This window comes from Camelimonas sp. ID_303_24, assembly GCF_053543495.1.
The window spans coordinates 15,487-39,471 of record NZ_JBLLJM010000011.1 but is presented as its reverse complement, the minus strand read 5'-3'; the positions used below and the strand labels follow the sequence as shown (position 1 = coordinate 39,471).

Sequence of the window (23,985 nt, the reverse complement as noted above, 5' to 3'; positions counted from 1 at the left end):
CTGGCTGTCGTGGCCCAAAACCATCCCGGCAAAAGCATCCGGCTTTTGTCAGCGGAATGGCGTCAAATCAGAGGTCTGGGGCGCTGCCGCGACCGGGGTCCAGGAACGCGCCCGTTCCGGCCCATCTTATGCCCCGCGCGCGCGACCGCACAATCGTTCTGCCCCAGGCAATGTCCCAAGAACTTTCACGCGAATTTTCACAAGAATGAATGTGCCAATTCAAAGAGATGCAGCTCCGGTCCCGCGTGGTTTCAGCGGCTGGCGTAGCTCTCGCTGACGCCCTGGATCGACAGGGGCAGGCTGTTGCGGATGGTGCCGACGGCGGTGACGATCGCCACGGCGATCAGGGTGGCGATCAGCAACTGCTCGATGACCGAGGCAGTGAGGCGTGACGGCGGCTGGGAGCTGGAGCGGCTACCGCGCAAAATCATGTGGTTCCCCCGAAAACGCTGGCCATCGCCAGACTTGCGGGAACGCTAGCCACGCCGCATTGCGCGCTGATTAAGGATCGTCCTGAATCAAATCTTACCGCGCGGCGCCCCGAAAAACCCCAGCGGGCGGCGGCGATATTTTGCTTTTCCCATCAGTTGCCTGGCAGAAATGCAACGCCCGCCGGCCGGTTCACAAAACCGCCCGATGCGTTGCGGCGGATGGTAAACGCCGCGTTGCCGCAATCCGGCTCACGCCTCATGCGGCGACAGGGCTTCGATAATCCGGCACTGGGAGATGGCGCCGGCGTGGGCGTGCGACAGCAGGGCGTCCAGCTCGGCGCGCAACGCGGTGAGGTCGGCGATCTTGCGGTCGATCTCGTCACGATGGGCGCGGGCAATGTCATGCACGCCGGCGCAGGGCTGGCTGACCTGGCCAGCCAGCTCCAGCAGCGCCCGCACCTGCTCCAGCGAAAACCCCAGCCGCCGGGCGCGCATCACAAAGCTGAGCCGGCGCAGATGCGCATCGCTGTAGACCCGATAGTTGGCGGCGCTGCGCGCCGGCGGCGGCATCACGCCGATGCGCTCATAATAACGCACCGTCTCCACATTGCTGCCAACGCGCTTCGCCAGTTCGCCGATCGACCACGCCCCGTTTTCAACCTGCGCATGCATTGTCGCCGCCTCTTGACCCTGTAGTGACTACAGACCCTATTTGATGTCGGCAGTGGAAAATTACCAGCTGGTGAAGCATGAACGCGCCCGCCATCACCCAGCGTTATCGCGTTGAAGGCATGGATTGCGCCGCCTGTGCGCTGAAGATCGAGACAGCGGTGCAACGCCTGCCCGGCGTGACCGGCGTCGCCGTCAACGTGACCCTGCGACGCCTGACCATCCAGGCCGCCCCACAGCCAGGCGCCGCCGATGTGACGGCGCTGCTGAAACGGCTGGGTTACGCGGCGCGGCCAGAGCTGGCAGGCGCCGCGGCGGATGCAATGGCGCGCGCACACGCCCCATGCTGTGACGGCGGCGATCATGCCCATGACCACGCGCATGACCATTCTCACGATCACCCGCGCGACGGGCAAAAGCATGGGCATGGGCATGGGCATGATGACCATGACGATGCGGATGGGCATGACCATTTCGGCCACAGCCATGCGCCAGACGCGGCGCCCGCCTGGTTTTCGGCGCGCCTGCCGGCGTGGATGCCGGCTGGAAGCTGGCAAACCCTGCTCGCCGTCGCGATCGTCGCCGTGGCGTTCGTCGTCGCCTGGATCATGCCCGACTGGTCGCGCATCATCTGGAGCGGCGCGACCCTGATTGCCGTGGCCCCCATCGCCCGCCGGGCGTGGGCGGCGGCGCTGACCGGCTCGCCGTTCACCATAGAGACGCTGCTGGTGGTCGCCGCCGTCGGCGCGCTGGCCATTGGCGAATCCGTCGAGGCGGCAGCCGTGGTGGTGCTGTTCAATATCGGCGAGATGCTTGAGGGCATCGCCGCCGGGCGGGCGCGGGCCGGCGTCACCGCGCTGCTGGATGTCGCGCCGCGCACGGCGCTGCGGGACCGCAACGGCGTTCTGGAAACCGTCAGCGTCGATGTTCTGGCTGTCGGCGATACGGTCGTGGTGCGGCCCGGCGACCGGGCGCCGTCGGATGGTGAAATCCTCAGCGGCGCCTCCGACATGAACGAGGCGCCCGTCACCGGCGAGTCGACGCCCGTCGCCCGCAAGACCGGCGACAGGATCTATGCCGGCGCCATCAACCTCACCGGCGAATTGCGGGTGCGCATCACCAGCGCCGCCGCCGACAACACCATCGCCCGCATCATCGCCATGGTGGAGGAGGCGCAGGAGAAGAAGGCGCCGATCGAGCGCTTCATCAACCGCTTCAGCCGCTGGTACACCCCGGCCGCCATGGCCTTCGCCGCGCTGGTCATCATTCTGCCGCCGCTGCTCGCCGGCCAGCCGTGGGAAACCTGGATCTATCGCGGCCTCGCCGTGCTGCTGATCGCCTGCCCCTGCGCCCTGGTGATCTCCACCCCCGCCGCCATCGCCGCCGCCATCGCCAACGGGGCCCGGCGCGGCCTGCTGGCCAAGGGCGGCGCGACGCTGGAGACGCTGGCCCACGTCAAAACCATCGCCTTCGACAAGACCGGCACGCTGACGCGCGGCGAGCCCCGGGTGACCGACATCGTCGCGCTGGCGGGGACGGCCGATGCGGCCCTGGCGAAGGCGGCCGCCGTGGAAATGGGCTCAAGCCACCCGCTTGGCCTCGCCATCATCGCCGATGCGGAAGCGCGCGGCCTCGCCATTCCGCGCACCCTTGACGGCAGCGCGGCGATCGCCGGCAAGGGCGTCGCCGGCCGCCTGGACAGCGGCCTCGTCACCGTGGGCTCGCCCCGCCAGGCGCGCGAGGCCGGCGCCCTGCCCGCCAGCGCCGACGCCGCAGCGACGCAACTGGAGAGCGACGGCAAGACCGTTGTGGTGGTCAGCGAGGACGGCGTGGCGCTGGCGCTGGTCGCCCTGCGGGACGAACCGCGCGAGGATGCCGCCGCCGGCGTGGCGGAACTGAAGGCGCTGGGCGTCACGCCAGTGATGCTGACCGGCGACAACGCCCGCACCGCCGCCGCCATTGGCGCGAAGCTGGGCCTCGCCGTGCAGGCGGAGTTGCTGCCAGGCGACAAGCTCGCCGCCATCGACAAGCTGCAACAGTCCGGCCCGGTGGCGATGGTTGGCGACGGCATCAACGACGCCCCGGCGCTGGCCGCTGCTTCCGTTGGCATTGCCATGGGCGGCGGCACGGACGTGGCGCTGGAAACGGCGGACGCAGCGCTGCTGCGCAACCGCATCGGCGACGTCGCCAGCCTGATCCGCCTCGCCCGCGCCGGCATGGGCAATATCCGCCAGAACCTGGTGATCGCCCTGGGACTGAAGGCGGCGTTTCTGCTCACCACCCTGCTCGGCGAAACCCCGCTGTGGATGGCCATCCTCGCCGACACCGGCGCCACCGTGCTGGTCACCGCCAATGCGCTGCGGCTGTTGCGGCTGCGGCAGGCGTGAGGGGAGCGCGGACCTGACCCCGGCGGATGGGCGCTGCGCTTCCCCTATGCCGCCCCGGCGTCGGCCACATCCGTCGCCGGCGCGGCGTCGATGTTGAACGCCGCCGCGAACAGCGCCCGCGTGTAGTCGGTCTTTGGGGCCGCGAAGATATCGCTTGCCAGCCCCTGCTCCACCACCACGCCGTTCTGCATCACCATGATGGTGTTGGCCAAAGCCTTCACCACCTTCAGGTCGTGGCTGATGAAGATGTAGGACAGGTTCTTGCGCCGTTGCAGATCGCGCAGCAGGTCGACAATCTGCGCCTGCACCGACATGTCGAGGGCTGAGGTCGGCTCGTCGAGAATGACGAAGGACGGCTCCAGCGCCATGGCGCGGGCGATGGCGATGCGCTGGCGCTGGCCGCCGGAGAACTCGTGCGGGTAGCGGTCCATGGTCGCCGGGTCGAGACCGACCTCGTGCAGCGCCTCCGCCACCTTCTGGCGTTGCGCCGCCAGCGGCATGCCCGGCTGCTGCACCAGCAGGCCCTCGGCGATGATTTCCGCCACCGACATGCGCGGCGACAGGGAGCCGTAAGGGTCCTGGAACACCACCTGCATGCGCTGGCGCAGCGGGCGAAGCTGGCGCGCGCCAACGCCGTCGATGCGCTGGCCGAGCACGACAATCGGCCCTTCCGACTGGATGAGACGCAACAGCGCCAGGCCAAGCGTGGTCTTGCCGGACCCGGATTCGCCCACCACGCCGAGGGTCTCGCCCTGGCGCAGGCTGATCGACACCCCGTCCACCGCCTTGATGTGACCGGTGACGCGCCGCAGGAAGCCCTCGCGGATCGGAAACCACACCTTGACCGGCCCCGCCTGCACCACCACCGGCGCATCGGCGGCGACCGGCGCCGCCTCGCCCCTCGGTTCGGCCTGCAGCAGCTTGCGGGTGTAGGGGTGTTGCGGCGCGGCAAACACCTCCGCGACCGGGCCGCGCTCGACGATCTGGCCGCCGGTCATCACGCAGACATTGTCGGCGATGCGCCGGACGATGCCGAGATCATGGGTGATGAACAGCATGGCCATGCCCAGCCGCTGCTTCAGATCGGCGAGCAGCGCCAGGATTTGCGCCTGAACGGTGACGTCGAGGGCGGTCGTCGGCTCGTCGGCGATCAGCAGATCCGGCTCATTGGCCAGGGCCATGGCGATCATGACGCGCTGGCGCTGGCCGCCGGACAACTGGTGCGGATAAGCGGAGAGGCGCTCGGCCGGCTGGCGGATGCCAACCAGCTCCAGCAGTTCAATGATGCGGGCGCGGGCGGCCTTGCCGCGCAGGCCTTTGTGCAGCGCCAGGATTTCACCAACCTGCTTTTCAATCGTATGCAGCGGGTTGAGCGATGTCATCGGCTCCTGAAACACCATGGTGATATCGTTGCCGCGCACGGCGCGCAGCTCCGCGTCGCTGGCCGTCAGCAAATTCCTGCCGCGAAACAGCACCTCGCCGCCCGGGTGGCTGGCCGCCGGATAGGGCAGCAACCGCAGGATCGACATGGCGGTGACGGATTTGCCGGAGCCGGACTCGCCCACCAGCGCCAGGGTTTCGCCCCGCGCCAGATCAAAGGAAACGCCATCGACCGCCATGCTGGTCTGGCCATCCTGCGAGAATGCGGTTTTCAGGCCGCGCACCTGGAGCAGCGGCGCCAGGGATGTGTCAGGCGCGCTCATGCCGGAGCCTTTCGCGGATCGAAAGCGTCGCGCACCGCCTCGCCAACAAAAATCAGCAGCGACAGCATCAGCGCGATGACGAAGAAGCCGGAAAGGCCGAGCCACGGCGCCTCGGGATTGCCCTTGCCCTGGGCCAGCATTTCGCCAAGTGACGGCGAGCCAGGCGGAAGCCCAAAGCCAAGAAAGTCCAGCGATGTCAATGTGGTGATGGCCCCGTTGAGGATGAAGGGCAGGAAGGTCAGCGTCGCCACCATGGCGTTGGGCAGCATGTGGCGGAACATGATGCGACCGTTGCCGAGGCCAAGCGCCTTCGCGGCGCGGACGTATTCCAGGTTGCGGGCGCGCAGGAATTCCGCCCGCACCACGCCCACCAGCGCCACCCAGGAGAACAGCAGCAATATACCTAGCAACACGAAGAAGCTGGGGGTGATGACCGCCGAGAGGATGATCAGCAGATAGAGCGAGGGGATCGCCGTCCAGATCTCGATAAAGCGCTGGAAAATCAGATCGGTCCAGCCGCCAAAGAAGCCCTGCACGGCGCCTGCGGCGACGCCGATCACCGACGACAGAGCCGCCAGCGACAGGCCAAACAGCACCGAGATGCGGAAGCCATAGATCAGCCGCGCCAGCACGTCGCGCCCCTGATCGTCCGTGCCCAGCCAGTTCCATTCAAGGCTGCGGCACGAGGTTCCCCCTACCTTTTCCGCCGCCGCCTTGCACTGCGCCTCACTGAGCAGCCAGGTGGGCGGCGACGGCGCCGGCGTCGGCAAATTGAGGTTCTGGGTGTTGTAGGAAAAGCGGATCGGCGGCCAGACCATCCAGCCATGGGCCCTGATTTCATCGGCGATGGCCGGGTCGCGATAATCAGTGACCGCGAGGAAGCCGCCGAACTTCTCCTCCGGATAATGCACGAAGGCGGGAAACAGCAGCTCGCCCTTGTAGGAGGCGACGATCGGCCGGTCGTTGGCGATCAGTTCGGCGCACAGGGTGAGCACGAACAACGCCAGGAAAATCCACAGCGACCACCAGCCGCGCCGGTTGGCGCGGAAGTTGCGCAGGCGCCGGCGATTGAGCGGCGACAGGCTGACGAAACGGCCGCGCGGCAGCGATGGCGCGACAATGGCGGGAGCGGCGGCGGGCGCGGCGATGACGGCGGTTTCGACGCTGGCCATGCTCAGGCCTCCCGCGCGGCGAAATCGATGCGCGGATCGATCCAGGCGTAGGTCAGATCGGAAATCAGGTTCACCACCAGGCCGAGCAGCGAGAAGATGTAGAGCGAGGCGAACACCGTCGGATAATCGCGGTTGATGATCGATTCAAACGACAGCAGGCCGAGACCATCGAGGGAGAAAATGGTCTCGATAAGCAGCGAGCCAGCGAAGAAGGCGCCAATGAACGCCCCCGGCAGGCCAGCGATGACGATCAGCATGGCGTTGCGAAACACGTGGCCATAGAGCACGCGCCGCTCGGTCAGCCCCTTCATCCGCGCCGTGAGCACGTATTGCTTGCGGATTTCATCAAGGAAGGAATTGCGGGTCAGCAGCGTCGAGGTGGCGAAGGCGCCCAGCGCCATGGAGGTGATCGGCAGCACGAGGTGCCAGAAATAATCGGCGACCTTCCCGGCCAGACTGAGCTGCGCCCAATTGTCGGAGGTGAGGCCGCGCAATGGAAAAATCTGGAAGAATGAACCGCCGGCGAACAGCACGATCAGGAGGATGGCGAACAGGAAGCCGGGAATGGCGTAGCCGACGATGACCACCACCGAGGTCCAGGTGTCGAAACGCGTGCCGTCGCGCACCGCCTTGGCGACGCCGAGCGGGATCGACACGGCGTAGGACAGCAGCAGCATCCACAGGCCGAGCGAGATCGACACCGGCAGCTTCTCGCGGATCAGGTCAACCACCGGCGTATCGCGAAAATAGCTCTTGCCGAAATCGAAGCGGGCGTAGTCCCAGATCATCTTGAGGAAGCGCTCATGCGCCGGCTTGTCGAAGCCGAACTGCGCCTCCAGTTGCTTGATGAATTCCGGATCGAGCCCCTGGGCGCCGCGATAGCTGCTGTCCGCCGACGCCGACGACGCGAAATCGCCGCCCCCGCCGCCGGAGATGCGCGAGGTGGCGCCCGCGTCGGTGCCCTGCAATTGCGCGATCACCCGCTCCACCGGCCCGCCCGGCGCGAACTGCACCAGCACGAATGAAATCAGCATGATGCCCAGAATGGTGGGGATCATCAGCAGCAGACGCCGCAGGATATAGCCGATCATCGTCGCCCTCCCGCGCGCCTGTCAGCGGCCCCGGCCACCATCAGCGCCGCCCGCCGGTCTGCGCCGCCAGCGCCGCGTCCCACCACCAGATGGTCGGGAAGGCCGCCGCGCCATATTCCGGCATGGTCTGCGGGCGGCCAAAGCGGTTCCAGCGCGCCGTGCGCTGGAAATTGTAGGTCCACTGCGGCACGACGTAGTTGTGGTGCAGCAACGTCCGGTCGAGCGCCCGGGTCGCGGCGACCAGCTCCTCGCGGGTGCGGGCGTAGACCACCTTGCCAATCAGCGCGTCGACGCCCGGATCGCTGATGCCGGCGACGTTCATGGAGCCGGGACGCTTCGCCGCCTCCGAGCCCCAGAAATTCCACTGCTCATTGCCCGGCGACAGGGATTCCGGCCACAGGAAGGTGACGGCGTCATAGTCGAAGGCGCGCAGGCGGTTCTGATATTGGGTGGCGTCGACAACCCGGAGATTGATGTTCATGCCCAGGCGCTTCAGGGCGTTCTGATATGGCAGGACGTAGCGCTCGAACGACGGGTCGAAGCTGAGGAACTCGATGACGAAGGCCGCGCCGGTCTTGCTGTTGACCAGATTGCGCCCCTTCAGCTCCCAGCCCGCTTCGCCGAGCAGCCGGTGCGCCTCGCGCAGATTGGCGCGGAACGCCTCCTGCGATCCGGCGACGGGGTTTTTGTAAACCTCGGTGAAGACGCTGGCCGGAACCTTGTCGCGCACGCTCTCCAGAATCTCCTTCTCCAGGCCCTGCGGCAGGCCGGACGAGGCCAGCTCGGTGCCGGAGAAATAGGAATCAATCCGCTTGTACTGGCCAAAGAACAGGGTGCGGTTCACTTCCTCGAAGTCAAAGGCGTAGTTCAGGGCGCGGCGCACGCGCTCATCCTGGAACTGCGGCCGGCGCATGTTGAAAACGAACGCCTGCATGACGCCGCTGCTGCGCTGCTGGAACTCCTCCAGGATAACCCGCTTCTCGCGCACCGCCGGAAAGTCGTAGCCCGTGGCCCAGTTCTTGGCGACATTCTCGGTGCGGAAATCGAACTGGTCGGCCTTGAACGCCTCGAACAGTACGGTGATGTCGCGGTAATAATCGACGCGCACCACATCGAAATTATGCATGCCGACGCGCACGGGCAGTTTCTCGCCCCAATAATCCTTCACCCGCTCATATTCGCACCAGCGGCCGGCATCGAAAGCCTTGATGCGATAGGGCCCGGAGCCCAGCGGCGGCTCCAGGGTGGTGGCGGCGATGTCGCGTTTGCGGCCGCTGGCGTCAGTCCCTTCCCACCAGTGCTTCGGCAACACCGGAAGCTGGCCGACGATCTGCGGCAGCTCGCGGTTGCCCTTCGTGGCAAAACGGAAGGTTGCCTCGCGCGCGCCGGTTTTTTCAACGGCGGCGACATCGCGCCAGTAAGCGGCGTATTGCGGGCTCAGCTTCTTGAGATTCTCGAAGCTGAAAATCACATCCTCGACAGTGACCGGCCGCCCGTCATGCCAGCGCGCCTCGGGGCGCAGACGATAGCTCGCCCAGGAATAGTCCTCCGGGTAACGCGCGGCGGCGGCGATCAGGCCGTATTCGGTGTTCACCTCGTCCAGCGAGGCTTCCATGAGCTGGTCATAGATCAGCGAGAGCCGGCTCTCGACCTCGCCCTTCACGCCGGCGACCGCCAGGTTGAAGCTGTCAAAACCGCCCTGGGAGCCGAAGCGGACGACGCCGGCTTTCGGCGCCGCCGGATTGACGTAATCAAAATGCCGGAAGTCCACGCCATATCTGGGCTGCCCCATCATGGAGAGCGCGTGGCGCCACTGTGGCCCGGCGGATGCGGAAGACTGCGCCTCTCCTGCAGCCGACTTGCCCGCAGCCTCGCCCACGGCCTCCCCCGCAGCGTGCGCCGCGCCGGCGCGCCAGAACCCGCCAGCCAGGGCTGCCGAAGCCACCCCGAGCAGGGCGGCGCGCCGGGTAACCCGCCCCGGGCCTGACGCCATCTCCGGCGTAACGGGCGGCGCGGACGGCGGAGCTTCTGGCTTCCTGGCGGGCTTGGTTTCAGGCACTGGGCTCTCCGGCGTTGGCGGCGTGCGCTGGCTGCGGACGTTGACTGCGGACGTTAACTGCGGACGTTAACTGCGGACCTGGCGGCGACAGCTGGGCCCTGCCCAAAGGGCGGCGTCAGACAACGCTTCAGGCGCGCTGCCTGCAGAATCGGCGCAACTGCCCGGGAGAGATTCTAATACCCTGGCAACCGATCCGACAAACAGGCCCACAGAATTTGGCCGGAAAGCGGCCCGTGGCGTTGCACACATGAACCTGCCGCGTTGCGCACATGAAAAAGCCGGGCGTAAAGCCCGGCTTGATCGTTTCTGGCTGGCGTTGGCCTGCGATGGCTGCAACCGCGACGGCTCAGTGCTTCGCAGGTTCCTTGGCGGGAGCAGCCGGAGCAGCCGGAGCAGCCGCAGGAGCAGCGCCGCCGGCGGGCGCCGCATCGGCCTTCGGCAGCGGCAGCGGGCTGTCAGAGAGCGTATTCAGGAACGCCATAATGTCGGCGCGCTCTTCTTCCTTGGTGACGCCGGCGAAGTTCATCAGCGTGCCAGGCACGGCCTTCTTCGGGTTGGCCAGGAATTCGTTGAGGTTCTCGAAGTTCCACGAACCGCCGTGATCCTTCATGCCCTTCGAATAGGCGAAGCCTTCGTGATGCGCCACCTGGCGGCCGAGCACGCCGAACAGATCGGGGCCGATCTTGTTGGGGCCGCCCTTCTCGAAGCTGTGGCAGGTCTTGCACTTGGCGATGGCCTTCTCGCCCTTGGCGGCGTCGGCCTTGGCCAGCAGCACCGGCAGCGGCGTCGCGGCCTTTGCCTCGGGGGCTGCGGCGCCGGCCGAAGCCTCGGCGGCCTGCGGCAGGTCATACCCCGGAACCTTCGGCGCATGGTTCTCAAACAGTCTCTCGGCGACGATATTCAGCCCAAGCACGAACATGAGAGTGCCCAGAACCGCGCCGGCAATCTTGTTAAGCTCGAAGGAATCCATAAACGGCGACTCCGCATGGCGTGATCTGGATTAAGGACGGCGCCCCGCAGGCGGAGCTTTGGGGCGATGATTAACCGCTTTGACGCGGCGAACGCAACTCGTATAGGTGAAACGCACTTTGCTACTTTTTGACGCCGTTCCAAACTATGATCCAGCCCATTGTCCTCATTCCCGCGCGAATGGCCTCGACGCGCCTTCCCGGAAAGCCGCTCGCCGACGTCGCCGGCGCGCCGATGATCGTCCAGGTCATGCGCCGGGCGCAGGAGGCGAACGTCGGCCCTGTGGTTGTCGCAACGGACACCCCGGAGATCGCTGAAGCCGTTGCAAAGGCTGGCGGAACGGCGGTGATGACCCGCGCCGACCATCCCTCCGGCTCGGACCGGATCCACGAGGCGCTGCGGACGATCGACCCGGACGGGCGCCACGACGTGATCGTGAACGTGCAGGGCGATCTGCCCACCATCAATCCGGCGATCATCGCCGCGGCCCTGACGCCGCTGGGCGATCAGGCTGTGGATATCGCCACGCTCGCCGCCGTCATCACCCGCCCGGAAGAGCGAACCGAGCCGTCCGTCGTGAAGGCGGTGGGCGCCGAAGTGGCCCCCGGGCGGCTGCGGGCGCTGTACTTCACCCGGGCGACCGCGCCCTGGGGCGAGGGGCCCCTGTTGCACCACATCGGCCTCTACGCCTGGCGGCGCAGCGCGCTGCAACGCTTCGTCGCCCTGCCGCCCTCGCCGCTGGAGCGGCGCGAGAACCTGGAGCAGCTGCGCGCGCTCGAGGCGGGCATGCGGATCGACGTGGTCGTGGTCGATGACGTGCCCCTGGGGGTCGACACCCCCCACGACCTGGAACGCGCGCGCGCCGCGCTGGAAGCCGCCCGCAAATAGCCAATTTCAACCGGACACATCTGGCGCGGCTGTCGCGGACCTTATTTACTGACTGGAGAAATCATGACCGGCGCCACGCCCGGAGCACATAACGCCCCGGCTTCAGACATCAACGCAACCAGCCCTGCTGGCGGCTCGCGGCTGATTTCCTTCCAGGGTGAGCACGGCGCCAATTCGCAGATCGCCAGCCGGGAAGTGTTTCCCGATCGCGACACCCTGCCCTGCCCAACCTTCGACGACGCCCTGAACGCGGTAAAGGACGGCGCGGCGGAATTCGGCATGATCCCGATCGAGAATTCGATCGCCGGGCGCGTCGCCGACATCCATCATCTGCTGCCGCTCTCGGGCCTGCACATCATCGGCGAGCACTTCCTGCCGATCCGCTTCCAGCTGATGGGGCTGCCTGGGGCGAAGATTGAACAGCTCACCAGCGTCTACACCCACGTCCACGCCATCGGGCAGTGCCGCCGCATCATCCGCCAGCTGGGGCTGAAAGCGGTGATCACCGGCGACACCGCCGGCGCGGCGCGCGAAGTGGCGGAATGGAAGGATCCCACGCGCGGCGCCCTCGCCCCGCGACTGGCCGCGGAGGTCTATGGCCTGAACATCCTGGCCGAGGACGTGGAGGACGAGGCGCACAACACCACGCGCTTCATCATCCTGTCGCGCGAGCCGAGCTGGCCAAAGGCCGGCGAAGGCCAGACCGTCACCAGCTTCGTCTTCCGCGTGCGCAACCTGCCGGCGGCGCTCTACAAGGCGCTGGGCGGCTTCGCCACCAATGGCGTCAACATGACCAAGCTGGAGAGCTACCAGCTCGAAGGCCAGTTCGCCGCCACCCAGTTCTACGCCGAAGTCGAGGGGCACCCGGAGGACCAGGGCCTGAAAAACGCCCTGGAGGAGCTGGAGTTCTTCTCGCGCGAGCTGCGCATTCTCGGCGTGTATCCGGCCGCGCCCTACCGCGACGAGTTGCGGGCCATCGCCGCCGAATAGAGCGCTTTCCGATCAGCTGGCATCAGCTGATCGATCAGAATTCGCTCAAAACAAAGAAATTGGAGCAGTTTGCGATCTGGATTGATCGAAAACTGCTCCAGACCGCCTGGCGAAAAACCGGCCCGGCGTCATGCCGCTGACATGCAAATGGCGCAGACAGCCCGCGAACCACAGAGGTTCGCGGGTTTCTTTTTGGGTGCGCGGGTTTTTGTGCGTTTTGCCCCAGTCGCGGAGCTTCCGGCCACGCGGCGCCCAGCGAACCCCTGACCCCGTCCCGCCCAGGCCCGAAAACGGCGGGGCCGCCGGATTAACGGGTTGGGTGCGCAGAACACGCAATCGCCCTGTTTCCGCCCAGGACCGTCGTTTTGTCGCCGTTGTCGGCGGGCAGGTTGCTGCAATCGAAAGACGCGGTCCGGCAACGCCTGGGCCGGTTCTTTCAACCACATCGCCGATGTCCGCCACGCCAGGCCCGCGCCAGGCTGGAAGACCGCCACGACAACACACGCATCAGGGAAAGGAGCACGCCATGCGCGTTCATTACCGGCCCGCCATCGCGACCGACATTTCCGGCATCGCAGCGGCGCACGCCGCCGCGCATCGCGAAACCTGGCGCGGTCTTGTCGAAAACCGCGACCTGCGCCCCGGTCTGCCCGAGGACTATCTCGCGCGCTGGACCCAGCGGCTGTCGGACATGACCGTCAGCGTGTTCGTGGCGGAAGCTGAAGGCCAGATCATCGGAGCAGGCGCCTGCGCCGCCGTTGACGGCGAGGGCGTCATCCTCGACATCCTGGTGCTGAAGCCCATGCAATGCCGCGGCGTCGGGACCCGGTTGATGGGGCTGATGGCCTGCGACCTGAAGGCCCGTGGCCACGACAGCGTCAGCCTGTGGGCGCCGGAGCGCAATGTGGTGGCCATCGTGTTCTTCCGCGCCATCGGTGGCGACATCATCGACGCCGCGCCAGTCCGGGGCTGCAAGGGCCTCCCGGCGCTGCGCCTGCGCTGGGAGAGCCTGGACGACCTGGCCTTCTGGAACGGCAGCGTCAGCCCGTCTCACCGCGCACAAACGCGGCGAGCACGTGGTGAGCGATCGCCATCGGCGGCGGGGCGAACAGCCGGCCCGGATGCCGTCCCGCCAGCATCAGTCGCGCTTCGTCGCGACTGAACCAGCGGGCGTCGTCCAGTTCGGTCCTGTCGATGACAATATCGGCGGACAGGGCCTCGCCGACGCAGCCGATCATCAGCGAGCCAGGGAACGGCCATGGCTGCGAGGCGAGATAGCGCACCGCGCCCAGCGGCACGCCAGCCTCTTCCATGATTTCGCGGCGCACCGCGTCCTCAATGGTTTCGCCCGGCTCCACGAAGCCGGCGAGACATGAGTACATACCGCGCGGGAACTGCGGCTGCCGGCCCATCAGACATTCGTCGCCGCGCACGGCGAGCATGATGACCACCGGATCGGTGCGCGGGAAATGCTGCGCCTTACAGGCGTCGCAATCACGGCGCCAGCCGCTCGACACCATGCGGCTCGGCGCGCCGCAATTGGAGCAGAAGCGGTGCCGCTGGTGCCAGTAAGCCAGCCCCTTGGCCTCGCCCAGCACGCCCATTTCCTCCGGCGGCAGGGCGCCCTGCATGGCCATGGCGCGCAGATCGGCCACCACCAGATCGCTGTAGCCCTGCAGCTTCTCGCCGAATTCCTGGGGATAGATGGCGAGGAACACCGGCCGCTCGTTCAGCGTGCCGAGGAACGGCAATTCGCGCGGCTCGCCGAGCCGGAACACCTCATCCAGCGAAAACCACGGATCGGGCCGGCCGCCAGGGCCGCTCTTGATTACCGGCCGGTCGCCAACAATCATGCAGGCGATGGCGTCCTGGGCGGCGCGGAAGCTGGCCATGCGCGCGTCGTCGTCGCGCCGCTCGGAGTGGCGCACCAGCGGATTGGTCGCATAGCCCACCTGGGCGGACAGTTCTGGCCGCAACGCGCCTTCACGCCGGTTGTCTATATCGGTCGCCATGGAGTCTCCCGGACATTTTCATTCAGTTTTGTCGGCTTCAGGAAAAACCCTGTTCAGGCTGGCCGGACTCTTGCCCGGCAGGGCCGCCGCTGGAGCGTTTTCCAGCGAAGTGGCCGCCGCTTCGCCAGGAAACGCGCCAGTCCAGACAGGCAAGGCCAGGTCCGATTCAGCACGAACAGGTTTTGCCCCAGCCTATGGCGCCCGCGCCGCGCCGCAAGGGGCCGGAGCGCGGAGCGTCGATGAGGGGCCGGGGCGCGGAGCGCCGATGAGAGGCCATGCATCAGTCTGGCATGCCCAGCGCCATGCGCCAGCGGGCGCAGGCCTGTTCCAGCGCGTCGTTTCCATAGGGTTCGATCAGACCGGCGCCCCACACCGGGCCCGGCCATGCGGCGTCGCCCTCCTGGCGGGCGATGACATGGACGTGCAATTGCCGCACCATGTTGCCCAGCGCCGCCACATTGAGTTTGAACGGCGCCGCATGGCGACGGACCTGCTCGCAAACAAAGCGCATTTCAGCGGCGAGGGCGGCGTAGGCGTCCGGATCAAGGTCAATCAGCTCCGCAATTCCCGCCCGGCGCGGAACCAGGATCAGCCAGTCATAGCGGCTGTCGTTCATCAGCAGCACGCGTGACAGGGGCAGATCGCCAACGACCCCGCAATCGGCGGCGAGGCGGGGATCGAGCTGGAAGCCGGCTTCAATCGCGCTGGCGAAACCTGTCGCGTCGTCATGCATGGGGCGTCCTCCCTGACTGACTGTCTACCTGTGGAATAACATCCGCTTACGCCGAACCGGATTTTCGCTCTCTTTCTGGATGGGCGCGCTTTTTTCATGCGAAGCGTCGCCACTTCGCGGGAAAGCGCGCCAATTGTTATCCGGCGTCCGGGCTGGCGATGCAAATGGACCGGCGATGCAAACAGCGATCGCCGCCAGCGCCAGCGGACGCCAGGCGCGCGAACCGGGGATGATTGACGCATCCTGGCTGGGAAGCCCTTGCATGTGATGCGGCTTTGCACGATATACGCGGCGGGAGGTTGGCGTTGGACGTTCCACTCGCCAACCGGGTCAGGTCCGGAAGGAAGCAGCCCTAACGAGCATCGGGCGGGTCTCCGTTCAGCCTCCCACCCTGCCATCCAGGCAGGCGGCGCCAGCATGTTGCGGGTCAACAGCGCGCCGATTGCCCCGGTCCCACCGGGGCCGCCCGCCCTCCCCGGGCCGGGCCGGCGAATCCGGCTTCCCGCATAATCTGTCGATCCCCAGCCTGAGCGGCGCCCGCTGGCGCGACGGGTGCTGGTCGTGCGCGGGCACGCCGTGCAGGTCTGCTGGCGACGGCCACGGGCGACGACGGTTCGCATCGGACAGGCCTTTCGTGGTAGCAAAGACCTGATAGCAAGAGCCGATGACAGGAACTGCGCGGCGACATCCGCCCTGTGCCGGCCCGTGGCTTGCCACAGGCCAGCCGGGCAACGCCGGACAGCCACGCAGTTGAGGACAACCACAGGCGCCCATGACCGATTCGCCAGACATCGCTCCCCAGGACATCGCTCCGAAAGACCTGGCGCACGAGGACCAGATGAACCAGGGCCAACCGGGCCAGGATCTCGCAAGCGAGGCAGCCGGGGCGCCGGGCCTGCCGGGTTTCGCCGCCGCTCCCGCGCAGCCTGCCCAGCCCGCCGCCGGCGCGGCCGGATACCGGGTGCTGGCGCGCAAATACCGTCCGCGCAATTTTGACGACCTGATCGGCCAGGAAGCCATGGTGCGCACCCTGTCCAACGCCTTCGAGACCGGGCGCATCCCACAGGCATGGATGCTGACCGGCGTGCGCGGCGTCGGCAAGACCACCACGGCCCGCATCCTGGCGCGCGGCCTCAATTACGAAACGCCTGACGGCGGCGGCGCCCCGACCATCCATCTGACCCAGCCTGGGGTGCATTGCCAGCAGATCATCGATGGCTCCCATATCGACGTCATGGAGATCGACGCCGCCTCCAACAATGGCGTCGACAATATCCGCCAGCTCAATGATTCCGTACGCTACGCGCCGGTGTCGGCCCGCTACAAGGTCTATATCGTCGACGAGGTGCACATGCTGTCGACGGGGGCGTTCAACGCCTTCCTGAAGACGCTGGAGGAGCCGCCGCCCCACGCCAAATTCATTTTCGCCACCACGGAAATCCGCAAGGTGCCGGTGACGATCCTCTCCCGCTGCCAGCGCTTCGACCTGCGGCGGGTGCAGGCGCCGGTGCTGGCGGCGCATCTCGCCCGCATCTGCGATGCGGAAAAGGTGACGGCCGAGAATGAGGCGCTGGCCCAGATCGCCCGGGCGGCGGAAGGCTCGGTGCGCGATTCCCTGTCGCTGCTTGACCAGGCCATCGCCCACGGCGCCGGCCATGTCAGCGGCGAAACCGTGCGCGCCATGCTGGGCCTCGCCGATCGCGGCCGCATCATCGACCTGTTCGAGGCTGTGATGCGCGGCGACCTGCCGGCCAGCCTCGGCCAGTTGCAGGAACAGTATGACGCCGGCGCCGACCCGGCGGTGGTGATGTCGGAACTGGCCAGCTTCACCCACCTGGTCACGCGCCTGAAGCTGGTTGCCGACGCCGCGAAGGACCCATCGCTGACCGAAGCCGAGCGGACCCGCGGCGCCGATCTGGCCGGGAAACTCTCCCTGCGGGCCCTGTCGCGGGCCTGGCAGATGCTGCTGAAGGCGCTGCCCGAGGTGCAGGACAGCTTCCGCCCGCTCGCCGCCGCCGAGATGGCTCTGGTGCGCCTCGCCTACGCCTCCGACCTGCCAACGCCAGACGAGGCGCTGCGCATGCTGCGCGACAGCGCCCCATCTGGCGGGTCTGGCCCCGCACTGGGCGGCGGCCAGAGCGGTGGTCCCGGCCTCACGCCGGGCGGCGGAGCGCCCCAGGCCATGGCCCATGCGGTTGGCCAGACGGCCAGCTTCGCAGGCGGCGACCGGGAGGGCGGTTTTGGCGGCGGCGCCCCGCGCGCCATGTCCACCGCATTGGCCAGCGGCGCCATGCAGTTGGTGTCCAGCCAGCCGGCGCCTGCCGTGGCGGCGCAGGCTGGGCCGGCGCCAAAAGCCGCGCCGGCGGTGCGCATCGCCCGGTTCGAGGATCTGGTGGCGCTGGCCGGCGACAAACGCGACATTGGCCTGAAGGTGGCGCTGGAGCGCGACGTGCGCCTGGTGCGGTTCGAGGACGGCGTCATCGAATTCGCTCTGGCGGAGAACGGCGGGCGCCATCTCGCCTCCGAGCTTTCCGGGCGCCTGCAGGAATGGACCGGACGACGCTGGGTCGTGGCCATCTCGTCGCAACCCGGCGAGGATACCATCCAGCAGCGGCGCGCCACGGCAAAAGCCGAGCGTCATTCCGACGCCGCCGCGCATCCGCTGGTGCGGGCGGTGCTCGACCGTTTTCCCGGCGCGCAAATCGTCGACGTGATTGACGTGCGCCCCACGGGCGAGGAAGAGGACGGCGGCGCCGCGGAGGCGCCATACGCTGACGATGGCGACAGCGCCGGCGAATTTGAGGATTGACGCGGTCCGCGGGACAGCGCCGTTTCAGGGGGAGATGACATGCGCGATCTGATGGGGCTGATGAAGCAGGCCCAGGCGATGCAGCAAAAGCTGGCCGACGCCCAGTCGGAACTGGAGAACCTTGAGGTTGAGGGCGCCGCTGGCGGCGGGGCCGTGACCGTGCGGATGACCGCGAAGGGCGCCATGCGCGCCGTTCATATCGACGCGTCGCTGCTGGCGCCCGACGAGAAGGAAATCGTCGAGGATCTGGTGGTGGCCGCCGTCAACGACGCCCGGGCCAAGGGCGAGAAGCTGGTGCAGGACCGCATGCAGGAACTGACCAAGGGGCTGCCGATCCCTCCAGGCATGAACCTGTTCTGAGCAGGACGCCCGTGGCGCGGCCTGATCCGGCTCCCAAACGCGTCTTGCGCCGCCTGTCGGCAGCCGCGCGTCCGGGCGTCGGGACAGGACAGCGCCCGGCGGGCGCGGGGCGCATCGCCAGGCTGGGGCGGCGCGCGCTCGCAAGGCCGGCGCGCTGGCTCGCCGCCATCCGCGGCTGGCTGGCGCCGTTCAATCCCCGCGCACGCCGGCGATTGCGCCGCGCGACGGCGGCGATGATGGCGGTCGCGCGCGAATTGCACGAGACACACGCGGCCAGCGGCGTGCTGGACGTGGCGCTGGTCTACCGGCTGGAAGCGGCCCACACGGCGCTGGGCCACGCCCTCGCCGCTGTGACCCGGCCCGGCCCGCCGCCAGACACCGATCGCACGCGCATGGCGACGGCCCTGACCCAGGCCGTCTGGCTGGCCCAGGTGGCGCGCGAGTGGCAACAGGATATCATCAACCTGCGCCACGCCCTCGCGGAAGAAACCATGCCGGAGGCGCAACAGGCGGCGCTGGAGGGCGGCGTGCGCCACCTCCAGGGCTATGTGCAGCAGAACATGTACGACTTCGGCCGCTGGCTGGAAGCCGCCGCCCGGCTTGGCGGCGACGGCAAAAGAGCGGGCGGGGAAACAGGCCGGGAAACAGGCAGCGCGAAGGGGTGACGAACCGGGGAATGCCCGGAGCACGGTTCGCTTCCACGCCATGCCGGCGGCTCCAGACCGGGGTTTTGCGGGCTGCGGACTTGCCGCCAGGCGCCCTGGCTGCGGCGCGCGCTTTTCGTGGATGGCCGAAGCAGGTCCAGCCATGACGGGCGGGCGGCGTGAGCGACGCGGGCGCTTCCGCACGGCTGGCGCAAGGGCGGCAGGGCGGCAGGGCGCACGCCAACAGTTCAGGCCGGCTGGAGATTGCCTTCCGCCGGCGGTTATCAGTCTCACACGGCGCTTCAGCGCAACTCCTGGATCACCATGGCTTCGTCAACCGGCCCCGAACTTGAACGACTCATCCAGTTGCTGGCGCGCCTGCCCGGGCTGGGACCGCGCTCGGCGCGACGGGCGGCGCTACACCTGATCCGCAAGCGCGAGGCGCTGCTGGGGCCGCTGGCCGACGCGGTGCGCGTGGTCGCCGACCGGGTGGTGACCTGCACGGCCTGCGGCAATGTCGACACCAGCGTTCCGTGCGCCATCTGCCAGGATCCGCGCCGCGACCCCGCCGTGCTGATCGTGGTGGAAAGCGTCTCCGACCTGTGGGCGCTGGAACGCGCGGCGGCGCTGAACGCCCGCTATCATGTGCTCGGCGGCGTGCTGTCGCCGCTCGACGGCGTCGGGCCGGGCGACCTCAATCTGGCGTCGCTGGCGGAGCGGGCGGCGGATCCGGCGGTCACGGAAATCATCATCGCCCTCAACGCCACGGTGGACGGCCAGACCACGGCCCATTTCATCACCGACATGCTGCAGCATCTGCCCGTGAAGGTGACGCGCCTCGCCCATGGCGTGCCGGTGGGCGGCGAGCTGGACTATCTCGACGAAGGCACGCTCGTCGCGGCCATCCGCCAGCGCACCGCGCTGTAGGCGCCGGACCGGCGCACGCCAGCCATGTGGCGTGACGGTATTGCCGCCGCCGCGCCGGCGCAATCCGGCGGCGCGGCGCCCGTCCCGCCCCTCGCCCCTCGCCCCTCGCCCCTCGCCCCTCGCCCCTCGCCCCATGTCTCACGACCGGCAACGGCAGGTATAGATCATACAACCTCAGGCAATGTCTGACGTTTCTCCCAATGCGCTCTAGAGTTTTACTTCCACAGCGCATGATCCGAGGACATCATGACATCAACCAGGGTACATTACTTTCTGGCGGCGGCCGGCATGGCCCTCGCCACGCTGGCGCCGACGGCCGGCCTGGCCAGCGACGCCCGCAGCGGCGACGTTTTGGCCGGCGACCGCCCTTCCGGCGTTCCGGCCAGCTATCTGCAAACGCCTTATGGCTATGTGGCGCCGCAAACCGTCGTACGGCTGCGGAAAGGTGAAAGCGTCGCCGCGCGGCAGGCAGGACGCCGCGCCAGCCGGGATGCCAATCCCGGTGAATGCCAAAGCGCCCGCTTCAGCGCCGCCGGGGCAAAGCTTGATCCCGCCGGCGCCCCGCGCGGCAAGCTGGCGGCCAAGAACCAGTACCTTGCCGACGCCGCCGTCAATTTCCCCAGGGACTATCAAACCATCCAGATGACGACGGATATTGTCGTGCCGCCGGCCCCGACCCAGAAGGGCAAGCAGATTCTCTATCTGCTTTCTGGCCTGCACGACACCGAGGATCTGTCGGGCCCCATGGTCCAGACCGTCCTGAGCTGGAACATGATGGGCATTACCCCCGGCTGGACCGTGACAACCTGGTTCGCGTCGGAGGACGACGACTGCCTGTATGTGTCCGATCCGGTTCCCACGAGCCCTGGCGAGAAACTGCGGCAGATCATCGAAGCCCGGCAGGACAACGGGCAGCACGTGATCCAAGCCTCGGTCATTGACGGGGAAGCGGGCAACCCGCTTGTACAGACCACCTTCACGCCGCCCGCGTTCAACCCGGACCAGGTCGTCAACGTCGGACTCGAGGGCTACAACGTCAAAACCTGCAACCTGATGCCCGCCGGGGGCGAGGTTCTCTACCCCTACGTCTCCACGGATCTGACGACATCCGCCGGGACGCGGAATATCAGCGACCAGATTGTTGTGGCCCCGTCGTCGAGCCACAAATGCGCCATCACATTGACGCTCGACGCCCAGTAATCCCGCCAGATACGTAAAACAATACTCAATTTATATTGCGGAGCCACAGATCCCCGGTTCGTCAGGCCAGCGACGCGACCCCGGTTTACCGGCTGTCGCCAGCGCCAGGCGCGCCGCGTCCCGGGATCGCCGGAGTTCCGCACCGGAGCCACGGAATGAAAACCTGTTTTCTGACTTCACTGATGTTCGCGACCGGCCTCGCCCTCGCGACGTCCCCCGCCAGCGCCGCCACGCGGCCTGCGAATGTGCCCGCCGGCTATCTCGCCACGCCCTTTGGCTACATGGCCCCGGAGTGCGTCACCTTTCTGAAGCCGCATGAAACCGTCAGGGACAAGAAAATCCTTTCCCGGCGCATGGCAGCGGCCCGCGCGCTTCCCGACTGCTCAAAACCACGTTTTGACCGGCGCGGTCGCGCGCTGAAGAACCAGATGCTCCCTGGCGAGCACGACCTCGTCGCCAGCCTCGACGTCCAGAACGGGCGCGGCGTCAGCGCAGCCAGCGCCAACTTTGGCCAGCTCGGGGCGCCCGCGACCCAGACCGGCCAGAGCATCATTTTCTTCAACGCCCTGCGCAACAGCGCCAGCACCGATACAAACGCGCTGGTCACCGCCGTCGGCTGGAACATGTTCGGCAAGGGGCCGGCATGGACGCTCTCGGCGATGCGGCTGCATGCAAACGGCCAGCTCACGGCCACGGAGCCGGAGCCCTATCAGAGCCCATACTACCCCGACCTCACGCCACTGCTCCTGATCACCTCCAGCTGGTCGGGCAATGCCGTCACCCACGGCCCCTTCGACCTGTTCGCGACAACCCAGGCATTCTCGGGCAACGCCTATATCTTCGACGCCGTCTCCGCCACGCCGGTCGATACGGTCGATGCGCTGGTCATGACGACCTACGGGGTCGAGAGTTGCGAGCAGCTGCCCGCCCCCGGCCAGATGTCCGTCAGATATTATGTCACCCAGAAGCCCCTCCCGAACCTCACGGACCAGGTCAGGGTTTCCCAGGCCGGGCAGACATTCTGCAACATGAAGATGACCAGCGGCCCGAGGGACGGCGACAACGGAACCCTCGACATCAGCTATGATACATCCACCCAGGCGGCAAAGGGGCGCACGGCCAGGATAACCTTCACGGCGCAATAATCAGTCCTGGAAGCCCTTTGGCGACGCATCATCCGTCCGCCCCGTCGAACTCCAGGGCCGCGATGCGGCCGCCCCGGCGGGCGATTTTCTCCACCGACACGTTCAGCGCCGCCAGGTCCTCCCGGGCCTGGCGGAAATGCGCGTCCAGCTTGCCGGCGCGATCCTGCAGGCGACCGAGATCGTCGAGCAGCCGCCCCACCTCGGTCTGGATGGCCTGCGCTTCATCGCGGATGCGCGCGTCGCGGGCCAGCGCCCGCACCAGCTGGATGGCCAGCGCCAGCAGCGACGGCGAGACGATGATGACCCGCGCCCGCGTCGCCATCTGCGCCACGTCCTCGAAATGTTCGAGCAGGTCGGCGTAGAGCGATTCCGACGGCACGAACATCAACGCCATGTCCTGGGTCTCGCCCGGCAGCAGATATTTGCCGGCGATATCGCGGATATGGGTCGCCACGTCCTGACGCAGGCGGGCGGCTGCGGCGCGGCGCGCCTCCTCGCCCGGGGCGGCGCGGAACGCCTGAAACCCCTCCAGCGGAAATTTGGCGTCAATGGCCAGCGGCCGGTCGCCGGGCAGTTGCACCAGGCAGTCAGGCCGGCGGCCGCTGGACAACGTGGCCTGAAAGCTGAAGGAGCCCGGCGGCAGGCCATCGCGAACGATCGCCTCCATGCGCCCCTGCCCCCAGGCGCCGCGCGTCTGCTTGTTGGCGAGAATGTCCTTCAGCCCCACCACCTGGCCGGTGAGCGCGTTGAGATTCTGCTGCGCGGCGTCGATCAGCGCCAGGCGCTCGGACAGGTGCGCCAGGCCGCCGCCCGTGCGCTCCATCATGTCGGCGAGCCCCCGGCCGACCCGGTGCTGCAGCACCTCCATTTGCCCGGCGACGGCGCGCTGGATTTCCGCCTGGTGCGCGCCCAGCCCCTGAACCCCGGCATGCAGGCCGCCATGCATTTCCGCCTGGGCGCGGGCCAGATGCGCCAGTCGCGCTTCCATGTCGCGGGCGTGGGCGTCAAGGGCCGCCAGCACCTCCTCCGCCTCCCAGCCTGGCGCGACGCGGCGCCGGCCGCCAGCCCGCCACACCAGCGCCGCCAGCAGCAGGACGCCGGCGACCGCCAGCGCCAGCAGCGCTTCGTTCTGGCTGAATCCATGCCCGGCGACCGTCACCCACGCGTCTTTCATGCGCCCGCCATTTCGTCGCTGCTTTCATTGCAAGAACAAAACAGGTACAACATTGACCAGGCGTCTGGAAAGCCCTATCTGGCGGGGATCATGACAATTCGCCCTCTCGTAATCCTTCCCGACGCCATGCTGCGTCAGGCCTCAGCGCCGGTCGGCGCGGTCACGCCGGAGATCCGCCGGCTGGCCGACGACATGCTGGAAACCATGTATGACGCGCCTGGAATCGGCCTCGCCGCCGTGCAGATTGGCGAGCTGAAGCGCCTGCTGGTGCTCGACGTGGTGCGCGACGAGGGCGTCGACGGCAATCCGATGATCTTCATTGACCCGGAGATCACCTGGAAGTCGGAAGAGACCAACGTCTACCGCGAAGGCTGCCTGTCGATCCCGGAGTATTATGAGGAGGTCGAGCGGCCGGCGCAGGTGCGGGTGCGCTATCGCGACATTCACGACAAGATGCAGGAGATCGAGGCTGACGGTCTGCTCGCCACCTGCCTGCAACATGAAATCGACCATCTGAACGGCGTGCTGTTCATCGACTATCTGTCGAAGCTGAAGCGCGACCGGGTGAACGCCAAATTCGCCAAGCTGGCGCGACAGATGGCGCGGGGTTAACGCGGTGCGC

The 23,985-nt window shown here is 67.4% G+C and carries 20 protein-coding genes, 1 other RNA gene and 1 pseudogene; 12 read left to right on the top strand and 10 right to left on the bottom strand.

Annotated elements, in window-relative coordinates; genetic code table 11:
* Positions 1 to 251: 251 nt before the first annotated feature.
* Positions 252 to 431 (bottom strand): hypothetical protein, encoded by a 180-nt coding sequence (locus tag ACERNI_RS11440; protein WP_448833420.1) that lies wholly within the window; start codon positions 429 to 431, stop codon positions 252 to 254.
* Positions 432 to 680: 249 nt separating this feature from the next.
* Complete coding sequence (locus ACERNI_RS11435) at positions 681 to 1,103, bottom strand: MerR family transcriptional regulator (protein ID WP_448833419.1); 423 nt, start codon at positions 1,101 to 1,103, stop codon at positions 681 to 683.
* Positions 1,104 to 1,180: 77 nt separating this feature from the next.
* On the opposite strand from ACERNI_RS11435, the gene ACERNI_RS11430 reads away from it, so the two are divergent.
* Complete coding sequence (locus tag ACERNI_RS11430; protein ID WP_448833418.1) at positions 1,181 to 3,487, top strand: heavy metal translocating P-type ATPase; 2,307 nt, start codon at positions 1,181 to 1,183, stop codon at positions 3,485 to 3,487.
* 44 nt (positions 3,488 to 3,531) lie between these two features.
* Here ACERNI_RS11430 and ACERNI_RS11425 read toward each other — a convergent pair whose 3' ends face one another.
* The 5 genes from ACERNI_RS11425 to ACERNI_RS11405 all read right to left on the bottom strand — a co-directional run bounded on the left by ACERNI_RS11425 (position 3,532) and on the right by ACERNI_RS11405 (position 10,482).
* Positions 3,532 to 5,190: an ABC transporter ATP-binding protein gene (locus tag ACERNI_RS11425; protein ID WP_448833417.1), complete on the bottom strand. Its 1,659-nt coding sequence runs from the start codon at positions 5,188 to 5,190 to the stop codon at positions 3,532 to 3,534.
* On the bottom strand, positions 5,187 to 6,362 hold the full coding sequence (locus ACERNI_RS11420) for an ABC transporter permease (protein ID WP_448833416.1): 1,176 nt from the start codon (positions 6,360 to 6,362) through the stop codon (positions 5,187 to 5,189). Before ACERNI_RS11420 ends, ACERNI_RS11425 begins: the two co-directional genes overlap by 4 nt.
* 2 nt (positions 6,363 to 6,364) lie before the next feature.
* Positions 6,365 to 7,453, bottom strand: a complete 1,089-nt coding sequence (locus tag ACERNI_RS11415; RefSeq protein WP_448833415.1) for a microcin C ABC transporter permease YejB — start codon at positions 7,451 to 7,453, stop codon at positions 6,365 to 6,367.
* A gap of 40 nt (positions 7,454 to 7,493) precedes the next feature.
* Positions 7,494 to 9,446: an extracellular solute-binding protein gene (locus ACERNI_RS11410; protein WP_448833558.1), complete on the bottom strand. Its 1,953-nt coding sequence runs from the start codon at positions 9,444 to 9,446 to the stop codon at positions 7,494 to 7,496.
* 412 nt (positions 9,447 to 9,858) lie between these two features.
* The gene (locus ACERNI_RS11405; protein ID WP_448833414.1) at positions 9,859 to 10,482 is read right to left on the bottom strand and encodes a c-type cytochrome; all 624 of its coding nucleotides are present in this window, start codon (positions 10,480 to 10,482) and stop codon (positions 9,859 to 9,861) included.
* 146 nt (positions 10,483 to 10,628) lie between these two features.
* Between ACERNI_RS11405 and ACERNI_RS11400 the strand changes: the two genes are divergently transcribed.
* From ACERNI_RS11400 to ACERNI_RS11390, 3 genes and pseudogenes are all read left to right on the top strand, one after another.
* Entirely contained in the window at positions 10,629 to 11,369 is a 741-nt protein-coding gene (locus ACERNI_RS11400) for a 3-deoxy-manno-octulosonate cytidylyltransferase (protein ID WP_448833413.1), read from the top strand.
* Between the two features lie 63 nt (positions 11,370 to 11,432).
* Entirely contained in the window at positions 11,433 to 12,359 is a 927-nt protein-coding gene (locus ACERNI_RS11395) for a prephenate dehydratase (RefSeq protein WP_448833412.1), read from the top strand.
* Between the two features lie 130 nt (positions 12,360 to 12,489).
* Positions 12,490 to 13,299 (top strand): annotated as a pseudogene (locus tag ACERNI_RS11390) (N-acetyltransferase family protein); the annotation flags it as partial.
* A gap of 100 nt (positions 13,300 to 13,399) precedes the next feature.
* Here the strand turns inward: ACERNI_RS11390 and nudC are convergent.
* Positions 13,400 to 14,371: an NAD(+) diphosphatase gene (nudC, locus tag ACERNI_RS11385; protein ID WP_448833411.1), complete on the bottom strand. Its 972-nt coding sequence runs from the start codon at positions 14,369 to 14,371 to the stop codon at positions 13,400 to 13,402.
* A 280-nt stretch (positions 14,372 to 14,651) separates the two neighbouring features.
* Entirely contained in the window at positions 14,652 to 15,104 is a 453-nt protein-coding gene (locus tag ACERNI_RS11380; protein WP_448833410.1) for an HIT domain-containing protein, read from the bottom strand.
* 293 nt (positions 15,105 to 15,397) lie between these two features.
* Here ACERNI_RS11380 and ffs point away from each other — a divergent pair.
* The 7 genes from ffs (at position 15,398) to ACERNI_RS11345 (ending at position 22,189) form a co-directional block, all read left to right on the top strand.
* An RNA gene (gene ffs / locus ACERNI_RS11375) (signal recognition particle sRNA small type) lies at positions 15,398 to 15,495 on the top strand.
* A gap of 447 nt (positions 15,496 to 15,942) precedes the next feature.
* A complete protein-coding gene (locus ACERNI_RS11370; RefSeq protein WP_448833557.1) occupies positions 15,943 to 17,913 on the top strand; it encodes a DNA polymerase III subunit gamma/tau in 1,971 nt (656 codons plus the stop codon).
* 39 nt (positions 17,914 to 17,952) lie between these two features.
* Positions 17,953 to 18,273, top strand: a complete 321-nt coding sequence (locus ACERNI_RS11365) for a YbaB/EbfC family nucleoid-associated protein (protein ID WP_448833409.1) — start codon at positions 17,953 to 17,955, stop codon at positions 18,271 to 18,273.
* Positions 18,274 to 18,284: 11 nt separating this feature from the next.
* Positions 18,285 to 18,938 carry a hypothetical protein gene (locus ACERNI_RS11360; protein WP_448833408.1) on the top strand — a complete coding sequence of 218 codons (654 nt, stop codon included), beginning with the start codon at positions 18,285 to 18,287 and terminating at the stop codon, positions 18,936 to 18,938.
* 303 nt (positions 18,939 to 19,241) lie between these two features.
* Positions 19,242 to 19,844 carry a recombination mediator RecR gene (gene recR, locus ACERNI_RS11355; protein ID WP_448833407.1) on the top strand — a complete coding sequence of 201 codons (603 nt, stop codon included), beginning with the start codon at positions 19,242 to 19,244 and terminating at the stop codon, positions 19,842 to 19,844.
* A gap of 246 nt (positions 19,845 to 20,090) precedes the next feature.
* Positions 20,091 to 21,044, top strand: coding sequence for a hypothetical protein (locus tag ACERNI_RS11350; RefSeq protein WP_448833406.1), 954 nt, complete (start codon positions 20,091 to 20,093; stop codon positions 21,042 to 21,044).
* Between the two features lie 155 nt (positions 21,045 to 21,199).
* Positions 21,200 to 22,189 (top strand): hypothetical protein, encoded by a 990-nt coding sequence (locus ACERNI_RS11345; RefSeq protein ID WP_448833405.1) that lies wholly within the window; start codon positions 21,200 to 21,202, stop codon positions 22,187 to 22,189.
* A 28-nt stretch (positions 22,190 to 22,217) separates the two neighbouring features.
* Here the strand turns inward: ACERNI_RS11345 and ACERNI_RS11340 are convergent, their stop codons facing one another.
* Positions 22,218 to 23,363, bottom strand: a complete 1,146-nt coding sequence (locus ACERNI_RS11340) for a DNA recombination protein RmuC (RefSeq protein ID WP_448833404.1) — start codon at positions 23,361 to 23,363, stop codon at positions 22,218 to 22,220.
* A gap of 90 nt (positions 23,364 to 23,453) precedes the next feature.
* Between ACERNI_RS11340 and def the strand changes: the two genes are divergently transcribed.
* On the top strand, positions 23,454 to 23,975 hold the full coding sequence (gene def, locus ACERNI_RS11335; RefSeq protein ID WP_448833403.1) for a peptide deformylase: 522 nt from the start codon (positions 23,454 to 23,456) through the stop codon (positions 23,973 to 23,975).
* The last annotated feature ends 10 nt before the right edge of the window (positions 23,976 to 23,985 follow it).